This is a genomic window from Pseudomonas sp. DF11 (assembly GCF_058148565.1).
The window spans coordinates 190812-210455 of record NZ_JBYVYN010000004.1 but is presented as its reverse complement, the minus strand read 5'-3'; the positions used below and the strand labels follow the sequence as shown (position 1 = coordinate 210455).

The following is a 19644-nucleotide window of genomic DNA, read 5'->3' as shown; positions in this document are numbered from 1 at the left end:
ACGCTCCTAATCAGTGAATTGGCTTACGGCAGTCAAGAGGCATCCAGCCCTGTCAACGTCCCATCAGACCGCGTGGAGGCGGTCCGCCCTGCTCGGTTGTGCGTCAACCGTGTCCTGCTCGACCGGCAGGATCAATTGATCGGGTACAGCGCTGTGCCATTTCTTGGCGGCGAGGTAATACAGCCCCGCCGGAACCACCAGGCCGATGATCCAGGAAATATCCACACCCCCCATCGCCTCCACCAGCGGACCGGTGTAGAACTTGGTGGCGATGAACGGCAATTGAATCAGTACACCTAATGCATAGACGCTGATGCCCAGGGCGTTCCAGCGACCGTAGCGACCGTTCGGGTCGGCCAGTGCCGGCACGTCATAGCGCTCGCGAGTGATGCAGTAGTAATCCACCAGGTTGATCGCGCTCCAAGGCGTAAAGAACGCCAGCAAGAACAGGATGAAGGACTTGAACGCACCGAGGAACGAGTGCTGGCCGAGCAGCGCGATCAGGGTCGCGGCGCCGACGATGACCAGCACGAAGACCAGGCGCTGCAAGCGCGTGACGTTCAGGTGACCACGGAAGCCGCTGATGATGGTCGCAATGCACATGAAGCTGCCGTAGGAGTTCAGCGTGGAAATGGTCACCTTGCCGAACGCGATGCTGAAGTACAGCAGCGCGGCAGTGGCACCCGCACCACCCAAACCAACGATGTAGGCCACTTCGTGTCCCGCGAACTGCCCGTTGGCCGAGGCGGCGGCAAACACACCGAGAATCATCGCCACCTGTGCGCCGATGACTGAACCGGCGCCTGCGGCAAAAAAGGTCTTCACCGAGGACGTCTTGCTCGGCAGGTATCGCGAATAGTCAGCCACGTAGGGGCCGAAGGCGATCTGCCAGGATGCCGCGAGCGACACCGCCAGCAGGAAGCTGCTCCAGCTGAAATGGCGGATTTGCAGGAGTGCGCCAACGTCCGTCTGGGTCATCAGGCGAGCGAACAGGTAGACAAAGGCAATCACACCGATAACGCTGGCGACACGGCCAATGAAGTGAATCACCCGATAACCGAGCACCGTGACCAGCACGATGACACTGGCGAAAATGAGGATGCCGACACTGTCGCTGACGCCGAACAACTGGCCCAGCGCCTGGCCGGAAAGTACGGTTCCCGTCGCGGTGAAACCCAGGTACATCAGGCACACCAGCACGATCGGGATGGCCGCGCCATACACACCAAACTGCACCCGGCTGGAGATCATCTGCGGCAGGCCAAGCTTGGGGCCTTGCGCGGCATGCAACGCCATGACGCCACCGCCGAGCAGTTGGCCGATCAGCAAACCGATCAGCGACCAGAACACGTCACCGCCCAGCACCACCGCCAATGCGCCGGTGACAATGGCAGTGATTTGCAGGTTGGCACCCATCCAGAGGGTGAACTGGCTCAACAGCCGACCGTGCCGCTCCGCTTCCGGGATGTAGTCGATCGAGCGTTTCTCGATCAACGGCTTGCTGCTTGCGCGTGTGCTACTGACAGCCATGGTTCAACCTCTGGTGGATTGTTCTGGAATTCATCCCTGTGGGAGCGAGCCTGCTCGCGATGGCGGCCTATCAACCAACACAAGTGTTGAATGTGCCGGCCTCATCGCGAGCAGGCTCGCTCCCACAGGGTTTTGCATTACTTGCCGGTGATCATCGGCAGGTTCAGCCCCTGCTCTTTCGCGCAGTCGATAGCGATCTGGTAACCGGCATCGGCATGACGCATCACCCCGGTGCCCGGGTCGTTATGCAGCACGCGAGCGATGCGCTCGGCCGCTTCATCGGTGCCATCGCAGACGATCACCATGCCCGAATGCTGGGAGAAGCCCATGCCGACGCCGCCACCGTGGTGCAGCGAAACCCAGGTCGCGCCGCTGGCGGTGTTGAGCAAAGCATTGAGCAGCGGCCAGTCGGAGACCGCGTCGGAACCGTCCTGCATGGATTCGGTTTCACGGTTGGGGCTGGCCACGGAACCGGAGTCCAGGTGGTCGCGACCGATCACGATAGGGGCCGACAATTCGCCGCTGCGCACCATTTCGTTGAACGCCAGGCCCAACTTGGCGCGCTGACCCAGGCCAACCCAGCAGATACGTGCCGGCAAGCCCTGGAAGCTGATGCGCTCGCGAGCCATGTCCAGCCAGTTGTGCAGGTGGGCATCGTCGGGGATCAGTTCCTTGACCTTGGCGTCGGTCTTGTAGATGTCCTGCGGATCGCCCGACAGCGCGGCCCAACGGAACGGGCCGATGCCACGGCAGAACAGCGGACGGATATACGCCGGTACGAAGCCAGGGAAATCGAAGGCATTTTCGACGCCTTCTTCCTGGGCCATCTGACGAATGTTGTTGCCGTAGTCGAAGGTCGGCACGCCCATTTTCTGGAAGGCCAGCATGGCTTTGACGTGGACGGCCATCGATTGCTTGGCGGCCTTCACCACGGCAGCAGGTTCGGTCTTGGCGCGGGCGCGGTATTCGTCCCAGGTCCAGCCGGCCGGCAGGTAGCCGTTGAGCGGGTCGTGGGCGCTGGTCTGGTCGGTGACCATGTCCGGGCGCACGCCACGACGGACCATTTCCGGCAGGATTTCAGCAGCGTTCCCACACAGAGCGATGGAAATCGCCTTGCCTTCAGCGGTGTACTTCTCGATACGGGCCAGGGCGTCGTCGAGGTCTTTGGCTTGCTCGTCGACGTAGCGGGTCTTGAGGCGGAAATCGATGCTGACCTGCTGGCATTCGATGTTCAGCGAGCACGCACCGGCCAGGGTCGCGGCCAACGGTTGTGCGCCGCCCATGCCGCCCAGGCCGGCGGTGAGGACCCAGCGGCCCTTGAGATTGGAGTCGTAATGCTGGCGACCAGCCTCGACGAAGGTTTCGTAGGTGCCCTGGACGATGCCCTGGCTGCCGATGTAGATCCAACTGCCGGCGGTCATCTGGCCGTACATGGCCAGGCCCTTGGCGTCGAGTTCGTTGAAGTGTTCCCAACTGGCCCAGTGTGGAACCAGGTTGGAGTTGGCGATCAGGACGCGAGGTGCATTGCTGTGGGTCTTGAACACGCCCACCGGCTTGCCGGATTGCACCAGCAGGGTTTCGTCGTCGTTCAGGTTGGTCAGGCTTTCGACGATCTTGTCGTAGCACTCCCAGTTACGCGCCGCACGGCCGATGCCACCGTAGACCACCAGTTCCTTGGGGTTCTCGGCCACTTCGGGGTCGAGGTTGTTCATCAGCATGCGCAGTGGCGCTTCAGTCAGCCAGCTCTTGGCGGTCAGCGTGTTACCGCGAGGGGCGCGGATTTCAACGTCACGGTATTTTTCGGGTTTGCGGGTAGCGTCGGTCACAGCAAAAACTCCTCAGCGATCAGTCCAGACCAGCCCGGGCAGTGGGCAGCGATTTAGCGAACGTTGCGTTGAATATCGATGACTCATACGCATACGTCTTTACTTGTATGTACAAGCATATGCAATCAAGCGGCCAACTTGCTGGAGGCATGTTGCAGAATGGATTTGGAAACGGCTGCAAGGCCCGGAATTGACGGGTTTCTAAAGAGGATGAAATTTTTGGAGGAGATTTTTGATACGGAATAGGTGAGGTAAAAAAGCGTGGCGTTGCGCCACGCTGGGGCATTCGGTAACAAATTGGTGCGCAGAGAGGGAACATTGAGCAGGGCTTTTGTAACGAGGGGATTTATCCCCGCTGGGCTGCAGAGCAGCCCCAAAACCCGCGCCTCGGTATGTCAGATGTCTTGGGAAGAGAGAGCGGCTGTGGGGTCGCTTCGCGACCTAGCGGGGATAAATCCCCTCGCCACAGGGTTGATCAAACGCTGAGCATCAGTGGGCAGTCAGCTCGATCACGCAGCACTGGCCGTGGCTGGAGATGTCCAGCAGGCCGGTGTTACCGCTCAATTGCAAACAGTCGTAGAGGCCCAGGTTGACGGCGGACTCGCCAATCTCGACCATCAATCCCGGGGCCGCGCTGAACACCAGCACCGTCCCCGCCTCGCTGAAAAACCGCTGCCGTCCCCCCATCCATTGCAACCGCGCGCGGTAACGCTGCGGTGCATAGATCAGGTTGAAGTCACGGATCGGTCCACCCAGCAACGTACAAAAGACATGGCTTTCGCCGCTGAACGCAAAGGGGTCCAGCGGATGCAACGGTCGCGTGACCTGGCCATCGACGTTCAGTGTCATGCCGTCACCCTGCAAGACGCTGATGATCCGCTCGTAACCGGTGAACGTAGAAAAACCGCCCGACTCAGCGATATCGGCAATCGACAGACGCCAGCCAAAACCCTCCAGGCCGGTTCCGGCATCGCGAGTGATTTCCTCGGTGCTGCCGCCGCCGTTCTTCCACGGCATGCGCGGATAATCCGCCGCGCGTAAAACTTTCAAGTCACTCATTTATGAAACCGTCCTTCCAGACTATGACGCGAGCCCGGATGGATCAGGCGTGCGGCGGTCACCGGCTGGCGTCCGGACCAGGTACGACGGCGGATCAACAGGCACGGCTCGCCCCTTTCGATCTGCAGCAGCTTGCATTCGCTCGGCTCGGCCAGAATCGCCTCGACCACATGCTCACCCTCGGTCAGCGGCGCGACCTGGTTCAGATAGGCGTAGGGCGTTTGCACGGTGAAGTCCTGCTTGAGGTAGTCCGGCGCCACCAGTGCGTTGACGAAACGGTCCTCGATTTGCACGGGGATGTCGTTCTCGAAATGCACGATCAGCGAATGGAAGACCTTCTGGCCTTCACGCATGTCCAGGGCCAGGGCGCGCTCGGAACCGGCGGCCTCTTCTTCCAGGGTGATGACCTTGCAGGTGTGGCGATGACCACGGGAAGCGATTTCGTCGGCGATGTTATGCACTTCGAACAACGCGGACTGGCTCTTGGGCTCGGCCACGAACGTGCCGACGCCCTGCATGCGCACCAACAGGCCGTCGGCGGTCATTTCCCGCAGGGCACGGTTGATGGTCATGCGGCTGAAACCCAACTGGCTGACAAGCTCGCTTTCCGACGGCACGCGGTAATGCGGCGGCCAGTTTCCACTGTCGATCTGCTGGGTGATCATCTGTTTGACGCGGGCGTACAAGGGCGCCGGACTGTCACCCATGTTTGCGGCCAGCGGCGGTTTGGCAGGCGGAGTCGGCACGGCGGTTCCCTGTTCTGCGGATAAGATTGCTAGCTTGCCGGAGTTTACCGGCCAGGCAAACGTCTGTATATGTATATACAAATTACGCACGATGAGGTTGAACCATGTCCGCCTTCTTTGCCGAACGCGCGCTGCTGCCTAATGGATGGGCCAACGATGTACGTCTTGAGGTCGACGCCAAGGGCGTGCTGACCCATATCCAGGCCGGTTCCCACGCAGACGGCGCCGAACGGCTGGGCGGTCCGCTGTTGCCGGGCATGCCGAACCTGCACTCCCATGCCTTCCAACGGGCCATGGCGGGGCTGGCGGAAGTGGCCGGCAATCCCAACGACAGTTTCTGGACCTGGCGCGACTTGATGTATCGCCTCGTCGGAAAAATCAGCCCCGATCAACTCGGCATCATCGCCCGCCAGCTGTACATCGAAATGCTCAAGGCCGGCTACACCTCGGTCGCCGAATTCCACTATGTGCACCACGACACCGACGGCACACCCTATGCCGACCCGGCGGAGCTGGCTTTGCGCATCAGTCATGCCGCCAGCGCTGCCGGCATCGGCCTGACGCTGCTGCCGGTGCTCTACAGCCATTCCGGTTTTGGCGGCCAGGCACCCAATGACGGGCAGCGCCGGTTCATCAACAGCAGCGAAAACTACTTGAAGCTTCAGTCACGCTTGCAGCCGATCCTGGCCGGGCAACCGTCCCAGGCGCTGGGCTTGTGCTTCCATTCGCTGCGCGCCGTGACACCCGGGCAGATCCAGGATGTGCTGGCCGCCAGCGACCGCGAGTGCCCGGTGCACATCCACATCGCCGAGCAGCAAAAGGAAGTCGACGACTGCCTGAGCTGGAGCGGCGCTCGCCCGCTGCAATGGCTGTACGAAAACACCGAAGTCGACCAACGCTGGTGCCTGGTCCACGCCACCCATGCCAACGCCCAGGAAGTCAGCCTCATGGCCAAGAGTCGGGCGATTGCCGGCCTGTGCCTGACCACCGAAGCCAACCTGGGGGACGGGATTTTCCCCGCCGTGGATTTCCTCGCCCAGGGTGGGCGCCTGGGTATCGGTTCCGACAGTCATGTGTCGTTGAGCGTGGTGGAAGAACTGCGCTGGCTGGAATACGGCCAGCGCCTGCGGGACCAACGGCGTAACCGTTTGTATCGCGCGGACCAGCCGATGGTCGGCCGCACTCTGTTTGACGCGGCGCTGGAAGGCGGTGCCCAGGCCCTGGGGCAACCGGTCGGCGCCCTTGAAATCGGCAAACGCGCCGACTGGCTGGTGCTCGATGGCAACGACCCATACCTGGCCACGGCCCAGGGCGACGGGATTCTCAATCGCTGGCTGTTTGCCGGTGGGGATCGTCAGGTGCGCGATGTGATGGTTGGCGGAAAGTGGGTTGTGCGCGAAGGGCGCCATGGCGCGGAAGAAGAAAGCGGGCGGGCGTTTACCCAGGTATTGCGCGAGCTCCTGGGCTGACACCCATGAAGCAGAAAAACGCCCCCGGTAAGCAATACCGGGGGCGTGACCTCAGCGGCTGACAACCTCCTTGTACTTGCCACCAACCCTTGCTTGCCTCAGCGCATGCTCAATGACCACGGCTTCGAGACTGCGAACGCTGGTGCCCAACCGTTTCTTGGCTACGGCCAGCCCGTAGGCCGCCAACTCGTCACTGGCAATGTCGCTTGCCATGAGAGGCACCTGCACCAGAAGCACGCCGTCGCTCAGCAGGGTCACCTGCAGGCTCAGGCGATTCCCGTTGGCCAGTACGACGGAACCCTCGACCGATCTGGCATCAGAGCCTTGCAGCACAGGTGCCTGACGGTTGTCCGCATTGGCAAGTTCCAACGTGAAGCTGTTGCCCAGGTCGGTCGCGGAATACTGCCCTTCCCCGCTAAGCGGCTCGCCAGTACGGGTGCGGTAAAGCGCCAGGCTTTTTCGCACCGCAGGCTCTGAAACACCATCGGCCAGGGCCAGGCTCATCCTGCCATTGCCGTTGAGCACCGTGTCCTGCAGAACCAGATCATTTACGTCGACAAAATTGGCAGCAACGTTAGTCAGGTTCGGTGTATCACTGAACAAGGCAGTGGACGGGATCGGCTGCGCGGTGAATAGCCCCTCTACAACCATCTGGTTGTCCGGGCGTTCGAGTGCGACGTCGGTGCCATTGGCACCCTGCGCAGAGCCGATCAGCCCGACCGGCGTGTAATAAGGCTGCTGAATGCTTGCCGTGCCCACTAGCGGTTGGTCAGCCAATTGATAGTTGGCCGCATCGTTGCCCTGCAATAGCAGGTCGATCACACTTACCGTCTTGCCCTGCCCCGCATCCGGTGTGTCAAAGAGCGCCTGCCCCTTGGCACCGACCGCGTCGCCGACAATCACCCCGTCAAGAGCGATATCCCGAATGGTCGCCGTATTTCTACCGTCGTAAGGCTTATCAGCGATATTCACCGTCGCGGTGAGTTGCTTGCGATCGATATCGGCGATGCCGATCTGTGCAGTGCTGTCGAACGCGTAGTTGTTCGCCTCGTCACCGGTCAGGGCAACGCCCGAACCGCTGACCGATTTGCCCTGGCCGGCGTTCTTGTCGATAAAGGTGCCGGTGGTGCCAGTGGTGGTCACCTTGCCCTCATCACCGCTAACAACGCCCACCAGCAAGAGGTTGCTCAGGTCGGCCTTGGTGGTGCCATCGTAGGTTTTGTCGGCCACGTTGGCGGTGGCGGTCAGCTGCTTGCGATCGATATCGGCGGTGCCAATCTGCGCAGTGGTGTCGAACGCGTAGTTGTTCGCCTCGTCACCGGTCAGGGCAACGCCCGAACCGCTGACCGATTTACCCTGGCCGGCGTTCTTGTCGATAAAGGTGCCGGTGGTGCCAGTGGTGGTCACCTTGCCCTCATCACCGCCAACAACGCCCACCAACAAGAGGTTGCTCAGGTTGGCCTTGGTGGTGCCATCGTAGGTTTTGTCGGCCACGTTGGCGGTGGCAGTCAACTGTTTGCGGTCGATATCGGCGGTGCCGATCTGCGCAGTGCTGTCGAACGCGTAGTTGTTCGCCTCGTCACCGGTCAGGGCAACCCCCGAACCACTGACCGATTTGCCCTGGCCGGCGTTCTTGTCGATAAAGGTGCCGGTAGTGCCGGTGGTGGTCACCTTGCCTTCATCACCGCCAATAACGCCCACCAGCAGGAGGTTGCTCAGGTCGGCCTTGGTGGTGCCATCGTAGGTTTTGTCGGCCACGTTAGCGGTGGCGGTCAATTGCTTGCGATCGATATCGGCGGTGCCAATCTGCGCAGTGGTGTCGAACAGATAGTTGCTCGCCTCATCACCGGTCAGGCCAACGCCCGAACCGCTGACCGATTTACCCTGGCCGGCGTTCTTGTCGATAAAGGTGCCGGTAGTGCCAGTGGTAGCCACCTTGCCTTCATCACCGCCCACGATGCCAATCAGCGCGAGGTTGCTCAGGTTGGCCGTGGTGGTACCGTCATAGGTTTTATCGGCCACGTTGGCGGTGGCGGTCAGTTGCTTGCGATCGATATCGGCGGTGCCAATCTGCGCAGTGGTGTCGAACAGGTAGTTGCTCGCCTCGTCACCGGTCAGGGCAACGCCCGAACCGCTGACCGATTTACCCTGGCCGGCGTTCTTGTCGATAAAGGTGCCGGTAGTGCCAGTGGTGGTCACCTTGCCTTCATCACCGCCAACAACGCCCACCAGCAAGAGGTTGCTCAGGTCGGCCTTGGTGGTGCCATCGTAGGTTTTGTCGGCCACATTGGCGGTGGCAGTCAACTGCTTGCGGTCGATATCGGCGGTACCAATCTGCGCAGTAGTGTCGAACAGATAGTTGCTCGCCTCATCACCGGTCAGGCCAACGCCCGAACCGCTGACCGATTTACCCTGGCCGGCGTTCTTGTCGATAAAGGTGCCGGTAGTGCCAGTGGTGGTCACCTTGCCTTCATCACCGCCCACGATGCCAATCAGCGCGAGGTTGCTCAAGTTGGCCGTGGTGGTGCCGTCGTAGGTTTTGTCGGCCACGTTGGCGGTAGCCGTCAGTTGCTTGCGGTCGATCTGGCCAACAGTTCCGCTGACGCTGGAGGCATCGACCTGATAGCCGTAGACCTTGACGTTGCCATTGGTCGCTTCGGACACGTTGACGTCGTCCACGGTGACCAGCTTGCCCGCACCGGCGTTCTTGTTCGCGTAATAGGCGGCGCCGAACGACAGTACATCGATGGTGTCGCCATCGACGGCACCAGTCATGGCAAAGTTGGCGTCCGTCACCGTCGCGGTGGCGTTTGCGTCATAGGTCTTGCGCACCTCTCCCTGCAGCTCGACAGTGACCTTTGGCGCATAGCTGTAGAGGTGGCCATTGCCCGTACCCAACACAGTGTCGCCGTATTGCGCGGCGTACTGCTTGAAGGCGGCAGCGAGCCCGCCGCGGGTATCGTCCAGTGGGCTGCTGGAATAGGTCAGCCAGCGGCCATTGTTGGCAACCAGGGCATTGGCGCCAGCCTCGTTGACGAAATTGCGCGCGGCGACCAGTACCACGGCGTCGCCAGTACCTTGCGCAATGACTTTACCGCCGCTGCCGATCGCCACATCCCCGGTACCCGCTTGAGCTATGACGTGCCCGTTCGCATGGCTGTTGCGTAACTCTCCGTCGACCTGGATATCGCCGTTGAGCAGGGTCAGGTTGTTGTTGGCGTTGAAGGAGAAGCCGGACGCTTCAACCGAGGTGGTGCCCGTACCATCAGCGCGCCCGATGGTAAGGTTCTTGATCCCCAACAGTTTGCTGATGTCAGTCGCTGGCGCGTTGGCGTCCAGGAAAATGCCGCCACCGGCATTGCCGCTGTTGCTGTTCAACTGGATGTTGGTGTTCGCGTTGTAGGGTTCCAGACGGATGCTGGCGGTCGTCAGGTTCTGCAGCGTCGCCTGGGTGAAGTCGACGTTGTTGGCACGCAGCGTCAGCAGGTCATTGCCAGTGTCCAGGTTGAGCGTACTGGTGAAGTTGATCGCTCCATCTGTGTAGATCGAGGCCCCGCCAAGCATGGTCATCGGGGTACTGAAGTTGACGTCGCCGCTCAGGCTGAGCAAGCCCGCCAGACGCTTTTCTCCGGTGGAGCCGCCCAGCGCCTTGCTGCCCATTGCATCGCCGAAATACAGCCGACCTGTGCCGAGGGTGATATTGCTGTTAAGGGTGGCGATGCTTTCAGGGTACGCGGTGGTTCCGAACGATAGGTAGAGGTTGCCACCGTTGGTGTTGATCGGCGTATTGATGGTCAACGCGCCACGCCCACCGCTATCAGAATCGCTGGAGAGCCTGATGTAACCGCCTCCGGTGGTCAGCGAGCCGGCAATGGTCAAGCCGTCGGCACCGAGCAACGTGATGCTACCCGCTCCAGGCGTACCGCTACCGATCGACGAGACGTTGTGATCGGGTAATGCGGACACTGCGGGGTTCACGCCCGCTCCTGACGCAGAGAGGTTGAACACGTTACTGATAGAGCCAGTGCCACCGCCACCGGCCTGCATGTAGATACTGCCTGTGCCGGACACTGCCAGCGTATTGTTCGAGTTGGCGAATGTAATGGTTGAGTTGCTGCCACCGAGCGTCTCGGCGCGAAAGCTGACGTTCTGTTGCATGGCGATGACGCCGTCGCCACCATTGAGGTTCAGATCCGCGAAGTTAATATTATCGGTCGCCTGCATCAGCACGTTAGCCATCTGGGCTTCAAGCGTGCGCTCGTAAACCGTCACGTCGCCGCTGCCGGCGGACCAATCACCGCTGGTACCACTGCCGCCGGACACAGTGATGTTGGTCGGGTCGAGCAACAGGTCTCCTGTACGTCCCTTGGCCGCACGGGCATCGGTAGTGCCGGCATATTTCAGCTTCTGCTTGCCGGACACTTCAGCCTTGCCGCCGTTGCCGCCCTGGCTGCCACCGCGGATGGAAATATCGCCAGCAAAACGGTTCTCCCCATCGGCCCAGAACACTACAGTCCCGCCGTCACCGCCTACGGTCGCATCAGCGTTCACCTTGACGTTGCGCTCGACCGTCACCTGCCTGGCATTGGCCACCTTGGCATCCTGGCCTTGCCAGCCGCCGCCGACCTTGATCGTGCCGCCACCGCTCGTCCCGCCGGCCTTGAGCGTTGCGTCGGCAAGAGCGATACGCTCACCCGTCACCACGATGTCGCCGCCCTTGCCATGCTGGGAAGAGGCATCAAGCGTACCGGCGACCTGGGTCACGCCGCCCTCGCTATCACCGTCGAGCAGGATGCGGCCACCGCGTGCCACCAGGCCTTTGGCCTCAATGAGGCCGGTATTGTTGATCACGCTGTTCAAGGCGGCGTCGGCAGAGCGCGCGCTCAACGCAACCATGCCACCGTCGGCGCTAATATGGCCGTCGTTGCGGACCAGCGCGTCGAGCACACCGCGCTCGATGTTGACGCTCACCAGGCCGTCACCCTGGAAGTCGAGGCTGACTTTATCGCCTGCGGCCAGCACTGTGCTGCCGCCTGGCGTACGGATTGTTCCGCTGTTGCCGACCTGTGGGCCGATCAGCGCAACCACGCCACCCGCCGCCGCATTGACTGTGCCCTGGTTGAGCACCGCACCCGCGCCGGCACCACCACTCAGAGTGGTCTTGCCGGCGAGAAAGTCCTGGTCGCTGATCTTCAGGGAGGACGCCACCAGACCGCCGACATTGACCTGTGCGCCTTTGCCGATCACCACCCCGTTGGGGTTGAGCAGCCACACCTGACCATTGGCGTTGAGCTTGCCCAGGATCTGGCTGGCGTTACCGCCGCCTATCACGCGGTTGAGTGCGATGCTCTCGGCGCCCGGCTGGCGGAAGGTGACGCTGGCATCAGCACCGATATCGAAGCTGTTCCAGTTGGTGACAAGTTTGCCGGTGTGCTGGTCGATGACCATATGGCTGCCGTTCTGCGAGATAGCGCCACTGCCACCGACGATGGATCCGCCGCTGGGTAGATCGGCCGCCTGAGCCACCCCGCTACCGATCAGGCCAAGGACTGCGAGGAAACCGACTACACCACCGCGCTTGCCCCGCGTGGTGGAGTGTTCTGCCACGGCAACGAACGCCTGGTCGGCATCGCTCCAGACAAGACGATAAAGATGGTTCAACGAAGCGCGCTTCATGGGGAGCTCCTAAATTCGTGGATGACCGCAACGGGCTTGATCAGAATGCGTATGAGGCTTGAATCCAGGCGCGCCAGTCGCTGGCACGGCCGTCCGCGTCGAGCCCGGATTGTCCCCGTCCCGGGTTGTCGCCCAACGTGCGCGCTGCCGCGGTGCGGAAGCTGAAATCGCCCGCCCACAGGTTGGCGCCCAGGCCGACGGCATTCAGGTCATAGCGGTTGGTCTCGTCAGCATTGTCGATCGAGCCCGGCCAGGGGTTTTCGTGCAGCCAGATGCGACCGGTGTCGAAGAACCCGAGGCCTTGCAGCGTGACGCCTGGCAGATTCAGATCGAGGTTGCGGCGCAGCTCGAGGGTAGCCAGCCAGCCACGATCCCCGGAGGCTTCGCCCACCGGATAGGCGCGGACACCGGCAGGGCCACCCAGCAGGAATTTTTCCGAAGAGTCGAGGTTGTCGCTGGCCCACTGCGCCGAAACGCCGCCGTACAGCGTCCACGGGCTAGCGACGCCCAGGTTCTGCAAGCGCGAGACCCGCAGGTTGAGCTTATGGAAGCTGCCGTCGCTCTCGGCACTTACGCTGTCGGCAAATTTATCGTCGCGGTTACCGGACAGGTCCAGTTCACCAAACGTCATTGAGAGCATGGCATCGGTCACGCCGCCACTGGCCCAACTGTCAAAACGGTTGCCGCTCATGGCAACGATAAAATTATTCAGCTCGCGATCGCTCAGGTTGGTACCCAGGCCACGATCCTCAAGCGCTTTGTACTCATAGGTAGCGGACAGATTGAGATTCTGCAGACGCGAGCGAATCAACGGATAACTGAGCCCCAGCGAACCGCTTCGGGCATTACCGCGCAGATCCAGCGAACGGAATTGCTCCTGGTCCACTTCATACCGCAGATAAGAGCCGCCGGCATTCAGGCGCAGCCCGGAGGCTGTCAGCGGCAAGCTGTAGGAGCCGCCGACGATGTCGCTGCCGGTGCTTTTGCTCAACCCGATACTCAGCTGGTCACCGATACCCAGCGGGTCGTTGACGTTTATTTGCGCATTGCCACGGGCAGTACCGGTGCTGCGGTTGCCATAGTTGTCGGCTGAAACCCCGCCATTGACCAGGGCGCCTTGCCTGGCACTTATCAACAGACGGCTGGTGCCGGGTTCGATGCCACGTTCGAGCGCAGACTGGGCACTGACGCCAGGCTGGTCATTGATCAGCAGCAAGGCCCGCTCCAGATCCTCGACTTGCAGCACTTCACCTTCGGGAAGCGCGGCATCGGCGATAGCCTGCAAGCGATCGTGGCTGCTGCGGGTATTGCCGTTCAGCTCGATACGTGAGGCACCGGACTGCAGCCGCCCTTTTACCAAGGCGATCTCCAACTTGCCTTCTGTCAGATCCTGACGAGGGAGATAAGCGCGAGCCAGTACATAGCCACGTCCGCGAAGGTAGCGGGTGAGACTGTCGACCAATTGCTGCAGCCCCGCATGATCGAGCGTCTTGCCCAGGACCGGCTTGACCAGCTCTTGAAGATTTTCCGCCTCCGCAAGCTCCGTATCACCACTGAAGTGAATCTCCTTGAGCTGCACGCGAAGCCCGGAATCGGCGGGACGGCTGGTGTCGGCAGGAAGCTCGAAGGCCGGTGGTGGCGTGGTAGAGCGAGGCTCGGACGGCAGCGTCTGCTGGTGTTCATTGAGCAACTGTCCGGCATCGGGAACACTGCGCGCGAGCACTGACGGGGCAGCACCGGAACCCGCCATGACGACGGCCCAATACAGCAGATGCTTGCCCGCGCGAACGCAATCCTTGTAAGGAACTGGCATCGTACAACTCCGTAAAAATAGGGAAACCACCCACCGTGCCTCAGCCCGACAGATGAAGAGCCCGCGGAGTCTACTTACGCAGCCAACGACCCGACTTTGCGTGACCGGACAAGAGTTTTGCCGGAGCGGATCAGACCATTGATAAAGGAAAAAACTGACGAATGGTGCATCCACAGTTGTTGGCGACTCATGGATGCTCCCGGCGCGATCCCTGCCCGGCTAAACGTACTGACACACCGGATTGAATCGTTATTCGAGGCGGGCTGGAGCAGGGTTGCATCGAAACGATCGCCCTATCGTGAGGCTAGAAAGCAGCCTCTTTCTCCAGCTCTTCCAGGAATCCGTAGGGATAGTCGAGGGCGAGGAGCAGCTCGAGCTGCTGCAATTCACTACGGGGAAACTCCGATAGCTCATGATCAGCTCCAACTGCTGCCGAGCATTGCGCTCCACCTTGCGTGGAGAATCGTGCACCACGCCGGCCTGCACCAGACGCGCGTAGTCAATCATGCTGAGCAATGGCGAGCGAGTTCTTCGCCAATTGCCCAGCGTGCAGTCAGTCCGAAGTCTTGGCCATCTGTCGATCCGACGCTCGCCAGATCAACCGTGTCGTGTCGTAGCCCTGCTGGCGCGCGATGCTCAGCAGTTCCTCGCGCACGACGCTATTGACGGTCGGCGTACGGGACAGCAGCCACATGTAGCGGCGGCTCGGATCGCCAACGATAGCGGTCTTGTAGTCATCACTGACGTACAACACCCAGTATTGCCCTTTCGCCACGCCCGGCACGATTCGCGAAAACCAGTTGTCGAATTCGACCCAGAGCTTGTCGGTCTTGCCCGGCACCTGGGGCGTGGCGGTGCCCCTTGCTTCTTCCCACTGCCAGTCCGAGGTCAGGCAACGATTGAGCACACCCAAGTCGCCGTCTGGCTTGAGGGTGTAGTGAGCTTCCGATTGCGCACAATTGCGCTGGAAATACATGGGCAGGCGGGCCAACTCATACCAGGTCCCTTGGTAACGCTTGAGATTGACGCTGTTGACCGTCTTGGGTGCCAACGGATCTTCGCCAGAAGTGGCACAGCCAGCCAAAACCAGGCCAGCCAAAAGCACAAAAACTAACCGCATCATTATTTTTCTCCCGTGGGCCCATGGCCCCGGTTTACTTCAGGCCTTGGCCGGAAAACATCAACACTTTGTCACCGGCGTACTGCACGCTGATAAAGCTTTTCTGGTCGCCCCAGGTACAACTGGACATGCCGAGCGCGCCTGAACAATCGGTCGGTTTCCCCAGCAATGTTTCGACTTCGGACTTGGGCATGCCAGCCGACAGTTTCGAGTAGTTTTCCTGGTTGACCTTGCTGCATGCGGTCAACACGACGCACATAAACAGCAGAGCGATAGATCGCAGCGACATGGTGTAACTCCTGAAGCGGAAGGGAGGTGGCAGGGTGCCAACCTGATCCTTAGAAGAGAAAACCCCTATCTGGTTCCCTGACGACCCCAGTATTTATTGGCTGTACAGAGGTGTTTCATCGGTGAATCAATCGGTTTGTGACAGCGTCGTACCTTTCGTCGGGATTGGACCCTTGGCGCCTGGTGGGCCGGGCTTTTACGCCGATAAAAAGTAACGGCGCAAAATCCTGCGTTATGGCAAATTGACAGCCCGTCCTGACTCATCCCCCGCGGTAGTTTTATTAATGACCAGAAACATGAAATTCAGCCATAAAATCCTGTTGGCTGCCGCCCTTGTGGTGGCCATTGCTTTCGCCTGTTTCATCCTGTTCAACGACTATCGTCAACGCCAGAGCCTGCACGCCAGCACCGAGACTTCCATGCAGGAACTCGGCAGCCTGACCAGCCGTAACATCCAGACGTGGGTCGAAGGTCGCATCCAGTTGCTGCAATCGCTGGCCCAGCAGATCGCCGTGGACGGCAGCGGCGCCGACAGCCTCAAGCGCGCCGTGGGCTTGCCGGCCTATACCAGCAACTTCCAGCTCAGTTATTTTGGCGGCACCGACGGTGTGATGTTCTCGGTACCGGCCGGCAATCGCGCCGCCGATTACGACCCTCGCGCCCGTGGCTGGTACAAGGCCGCCAACAGCGCACAGCAAACCATCGTCACCGAACCCTACATCGCCGCTTCGTCGGGCAAGCTGGTGATCACCGTCGCCACCCCGGTACAGCACCAGAACCAGATGATCGGCGTGGCCGGTGCGGACATCGACCTGTCCAGCATCAGCGCCATCATCAACTCGCTGAACTTCGGCGGCCACGGCCACGCGTTCATCGTCAGCGCCGACGGCAAGATCCTGATCCACCCCGACAGCAAGCGCGTGCTCAAGACCCTGGCCGAGGCCTACCCCAACGGCGCGCCGCAAATCAGCCCGGGCATGAAAGAAGTCGATCTCGACGGCAAGACCCAATTCATCTCCTTCACCCACGTCAACGGCGTGCCGGGCGCCGACTGGTACGTGGCGCTGGTGCTCGACAAGGACACCGCGCTGGCGATGCTCAGCGAGTTCCGTACTTCGGCACTGATCGCCATGGCCATTGCCGTGGTGTTCATCATCGCCCTGCTGGGCATGTTGATCCGCGTGCTGATGCAACCGCTGCTGACCATGGGCCGCGCGATGCATGACATCGCCGAGGGCGAAGGCGACCTGACCCGTCGCCTGGTCATCCACGGCCACGATGAATTCGGCGCCCTGGGGACTTCGTTCAACCGTTTCGTCGAGCGCATCCATACCTCGATCCGCGAAGTGGCCTCGGCCACCGGCCAGGTCAACGAAGTCGCCCTGCGCGTGGTCAGTGCGTCCAACTCGTCGATGTTCAACTCCGACCAGCAGGCTTCGCGCACCAGCAGCGTCGCCGCGGCCATCAACCAACTCGGTGCCGCCGCCCAGGAAATCGCCCAGAACGCCGCCCTCGCCTCGCAGCACTCCAGCGATGCCCGCAGCCTGGCCGAAGACGGTCAGCAAGTGGTGGATAAAACCATCGCCGCCATGCAGCAGTTGTCAGCCAAGATCAGCGATTCGTGCGGCAACATCGAAACCCTGAACAGCAACACGGTGAACATCGGCCAGATCCTGGAGGTGATCACCAGCATTTCCCAGCAGACCAACCTGCTCGCCCTGAACGCCGCCATCGAAGCCGCCCGGGCTGGTGAAGCCGGGCGCGGCTTCGCGGTGGTCGCCGATGAAGTGCGCAACCTGGCCCACCGCACCCAGGATTCGGCGCAGCAAGTGCAAAAGATGATCGAAGAACTGCAAGTCGGCGCCCGGGAAGCGGTGCTGACCATGACCGACAGCCAGCGCCAGAGCGAAAGCAGCGTCGGCATCGCCAACCAGGCCGGCGAACGCCTGGGCAGCGTGACCCAGCGCATCGGTGAAATCGACGGCATGAACCAGTCCGTGGCCACCGCCACCGAAGAACAGACCGCCGTGGTGGAATCGATCAACGTCGACATCACCGAGATCAACACCTTGAACCAGGAAGGCGTGGAAAACCTGCAGGCTACCTTGCGCGCCTGCGCGGACCTTGAACAGCAGGCGGCGCGGTTGAAGCAGTTGGTGGGGAGTTTCCGGATCTAGCCCTTTCAAGGGCCCTTTCGCGAGCAAGCCCACTCCCACAGTTGACCGAGTTCCTTCAGGGAAACACGATCGACTGTGGGAGCGGGCTTGCTCGCGAAAGCGGCATCAGCCCCACGGCAAAAATCAGAACCTGGACCCAGGCCTGTTCAAGAACTCGATTTCCTCAGCCGTAGACTCGCGCCCCAACACCGCATTGCGATGGGGAAACCGGCCAAACCGGGCAATGATCTTCTGATGCCGTTCGGCATAATCCAGGTTGTCTTCAAACACCGTCCGCTGTGCCTCAGGCTGCTCCCGGACCAGATCGATAAACCGTGACACGGCTTCGTTCTGCACCGCGAGGTTTTCGCAGTGTTCCAGTACCAGATAGATGAACACGCGCTGGATCGGCTTGAGTTGCCGGTCGAAACCCGCCGCCAGCCCCTGGGCCACCAGCGCTTGGGCGCGCAGGTCTCCGGAAAAAGCCTTGGGAGTGTCGCGAAAGATCATTCGCGGGAGTTGGTCGAGTAGCAGCACCAGGGCCAGCCAACCTTCCGGGCGTTGCGCCCAGTCGGTCAATCCGTCGGCCAGTGCCTGCTCGACCAGATCGCCGAAGCGCTCACGCGCCTGGCGATCATGGCCTTTGCCAAACCACAGCTTGCCCTTGTCAGCCGATATTTCGTCCGGTGTCTGGGCTGAGCCAAACCACCAATCGAGCAACGGCTGCCAAGGCTGGGCCATGCCTTATTCCTTGTGGTAAGCCGTGACGCGGGCGACTTCTTCCTTAGAACCAAGGAACACCGCCACACGCTCGTGCAGGCCTTCAGGCTGGATGTCGAGGATACGCTGGTGACCGTTGGTGGAAGCGCCACCCGCCTGCTCCACCAGGAACGACATCGGGTTGGCTTCGTACATCAGGCGCAGCTTGCCCGGCTTGGACGGCTCACGGCTGTCGCGCGGGTACATGAACAGACCGCCACGGGTCAGGATCCGGTGCACATCGGCAACCATCGCCGCGACCCAACGCATGTTGTAGTTCTTCTTCAGCGGGCCTTCCTCGCCTGCCAGCAACTCTTCAACATAGCGTTTTACCGGAGCTTCCCAGTGACGCTGGTTGGACATGTTGATGGCGAATTCCTGGGTGGTTTCAGGAATGGTGATGTCTTCGTGGGTCAGGACGAAGCTGCCCATCTCGCGGTCCAGGGTGAAACCCTTGACGCCGTCGCCCAGGGTCAGCACCAGCATGGTCTGCGGGCCGTAGATGGCATAACCGGCGGCGACCTGCTGGGTGCCTGGTTGCAGGAAGGCCTTTTCATTTAGGGCTTCGTTCTGGCTCAGGTACTCGTTCGGGCAACGCAGTACCGAGAAGATGGTACCGACCGGGGCGTTGATGTCGATGTTCGACGAACCGTCCAGTGGGTCGAACACCAGCAGGTAGGCACCCTTGGGGTATTTGCCCGGGATCTGGTAGGCATTGTCCATTTCCTCGGACGCCATGCCGGCCAGGTGACCGCCCCATTCGTTGGCTTCGAGCAGGATTTCGTTGGACAGCACGTCGAGCTTCTTCTGCACTTCGCCCTGTACGTTTTCAGTGCCCATGCTGCCCAGGACACCACCCAGCGCGCCTTTGGAAACGGCGTGGCTGATCTCCTTGCACGCACGCGCCACCACTTCGATCAAAAAGCGCAGATCGGCAGGGGTGTTGTTGCTGCGGGTCTGCTCAATCAAATAGCGACTCAAGGTAACGCGGGACATGGACGGCTCCGAAGAATAGGGGGCGGAAAAACCAGCGCAGTTTAGCGCGAGTCGGGACTTAATTCCTCCTATGAGACGGGGAATGGCGGATTGAGTTCACGGGGTGGCGCCTCGCTTGGGTATTTCTGTTGATTGAGAGGACGCCATCGCGAGCAGGCTCGCTCCCACATTTGATCTTATGCGGACACAGTTTTTGTATACGACAT

Annotated in this window: 12 protein-coding genes; 2 read left to right on the top strand and 10 right to left on the bottom strand. The window is 61.0% G+C overall.

Annotated features, from left to right (window positions below):
• Window positions 1-63: 63 nt before the first annotated feature.
• The 4 genes from AC30D9_RS14465 to hutC form a co-directional block, all read right to left on the bottom strand.
• On the bottom strand, window positions 64-1530 hold the full coding sequence (locus tag AC30D9_RS14465; protein WP_490144264.1) for a purine-cytosine permease family protein: 1467 nt from the start codon (window positions 1528-1530) through the stop codon (window positions 64-66).
• Between the two features lie 137 nt (window positions 1531-1667).
• On the bottom strand, window positions 1668-3356 hold the full coding sequence (gene hutU, locus AC30D9_RS14460) for a urocanate hydratase (protein WP_039592729.1): 1689 nt from the start codon (window positions 3354-3356) through the stop codon (window positions 1668-1670).
• A gap of 489 nt (window positions 3357-3845) precedes the next feature.
• Window positions 3846-4415 (bottom strand): HutD/Ves family protein, encoded by a 570-nt coding sequence (locus AC30D9_RS14455; protein ID WP_134922485.1) that lies wholly within the window; start codon window positions 4413-4415, stop codon window positions 3846-3848.
• Window positions 4412-5122, bottom strand: coding sequence for a histidine utilization transcriptional repressor HutC (hutC, locus tag AC30D9_RS14450; RefSeq protein WP_170845945.1), 711 nt, complete (start codon window positions 5120-5122; stop codon window positions 4412-4414). The genes AC30D9_RS14455 and hutC overlap by 4 nt, the downstream gene beginning before the upstream one ends.
• A 143-nt stretch (window positions 5123-5265) precedes the next feature.
• On the opposite strand from hutC, the gene AC30D9_RS14445 reads away from it, so the two are divergent.
• Window positions 5266-6630, top strand: coding sequence for a formimidoylglutamate deiminase (locus AC30D9_RS14445; protein ID WP_307573582.1), 1365 nt, complete (start codon window positions 5266-5268; stop codon window positions 6628-6630).
• A gap of 51 nt (window positions 6631-6681) precedes the next feature.
• Here AC30D9_RS14445 and AC30D9_RS14440 read toward each other — a convergent pair whose 3' ends face one another.
• The 4 genes from AC30D9_RS14440 to AC30D9_RS14425 all read right to left on the bottom strand — a co-directional run bounded on the left by AC30D9_RS14440 (window position 6682) and on the right by AC30D9_RS14425 (window position 15528).
• Window positions 6682-12306 carry a YDG domain-containing protein gene (locus tag AC30D9_RS14440; protein WP_490144263.1) on the bottom strand — a complete coding sequence of 1875 codons (5625 nt, stop codon included), beginning with the start codon at window positions 12304-12306 and terminating at the stop codon, window positions 6682-6684.
• A 40-nt stretch (window positions 12307-12346) separates the two neighbouring features.
• Entirely contained in the window at window positions 12347-14119 is a 1773-nt protein-coding gene (locus tag AC30D9_RS14435; protein ID WP_490144262.1) for a ShlB/FhaC/HecB family hemolysin secretion/activation protein, read from the bottom strand.
• Window positions 14120-14672: 553 nt separating this feature from the next.
• Complete coding sequence (locus AC30D9_RS14430) at window positions 14673-15242, bottom strand: lipocalin family protein (protein ID WP_134922481.1); 570 nt, start codon at window positions 15240-15242, stop codon at window positions 14673-14675.
• A 31-nt stretch (window positions 15243-15273) separates the two neighbouring features.
• The gene (locus AC30D9_RS14425; protein WP_018608002.1) at window positions 15274-15528 is read right to left on the bottom strand and encodes a lipoprotein; all 255 of its coding nucleotides are present in this window, start codon (window positions 15526-15528) and stop codon (window positions 15274-15276) included.
• Between the two features lie 283 nt (window positions 15529-15811).
• On the opposite strand from AC30D9_RS14425, the gene AC30D9_RS14420 reads away from it, so the two are divergent.
• Window positions 15812-17704 carry a methyl-accepting chemotaxis protein gene (locus tag AC30D9_RS14420; protein WP_490144261.1) on the top strand — a complete coding sequence of 631 codons (1893 nt, stop codon included), beginning with the start codon at window positions 15812-15814 and terminating at the stop codon, window positions 17702-17704.
• A 123-nt stretch (window positions 17705-17827) separates the two neighbouring features.
• Here AC30D9_RS14420 and AC30D9_RS14415 read toward each other — a convergent pair whose 3' ends face one another.
• Together AC30D9_RS14415 and AC30D9_RS14410 are read right to left on the bottom strand one after the other, a co-directional pair.
• Complete coding sequence (locus AC30D9_RS14415; RefSeq protein ID WP_490144260.1) at window positions 17828-18424, bottom strand: DUF924 family protein; 597 nt, start codon at window positions 18422-18424, stop codon at window positions 17828-17830.
• Between the two features lie 3 nt (window positions 18425-18427).
• Window positions 18428-19438 carry a class 1 fructose-bisphosphatase gene (locus AC30D9_RS14410; protein ID WP_116833968.1) on the bottom strand — a complete coding sequence of 337 codons (1011 nt, stop codon included), beginning with the start codon at window positions 19436-19438 and terminating at the stop codon, window positions 18428-18430.
• Between the last annotated feature and the right edge of the window lie 206 nt (window positions 19439-19644).